This window comes from Maribellus luteus, assembly GCF_003576475.1.
GTDB classification, from domain to species: domain Bacteria; phylum Bacteroidota; class Bacteroidia; order Bacteroidales; family Prolixibacteraceae; genus Draconibacterium; species Draconibacterium luteum.
In genome coordinates this window covers 1-505 of record NZ_QWGR01000332.1, presented here as the reverse complement: position 1 = coordinate 505, position 505 = coordinate 1, and the positions used below count along the sequence as shown (strand labels likewise).

At 63.0% G+C, this 505-nt stretch carries 1 protein-coding gene; it reads right to left on the bottom strand.

Annotated features, from left to right (window positions below):
* Positions 1 to 505, bottom strand: a 505-nt coding sequence (locus D1614_RS25390; RefSeq protein ID WP_162304632.1) for an FAD-dependent oxidoreductase, incomplete at both ends; no start/stop codon positions are given.

Sequence of the window (505 nt, the reverse complement as noted above, 5' to 3'; positions counted from 1 at the left end):
CGATGAACACGCCCGCCACCTTGATCTCTTCGGTCTTGCCTTCGTTTTCGTGCGTGCCTTTCAGCCGGGCGCCCGTCACGCCGGAGTCATCGCCCAGGATCTCGTCGAGCACCATGTTCGTCTTGATCTCGATCTTGCCTTTCTTCTCCTGCTCATGCAGTCGGTCGATCAGGATAGGTTCGGCGCGGAACTTGTCGCGGCGGTGGATGAGCGTGACCTTGCTGGCACTGTTGGCCAGGTACAGCGCTTCTTCCACGGCGGTGTTGCCCCCGCCGACCACGGCCACTTCCTGGCCCTTGTAGAAGAACCCGTCGCACGTGGCGCAGGCCGACACGCCGCGGCCCGCAAAGGCTTCTTCCGAGGGCAGGCCCAGGTATTGGGCCGAGGCGCCGGTGGAGACGATCAGCGCGTCGCAGGTGTATTCGCCGGAATCGCCCACCAGGCGGATCGGCTTTTCGTTCAGATGCGCGGTGTGGATGTGGTCGAACAGCACTTCGGTCTTGAA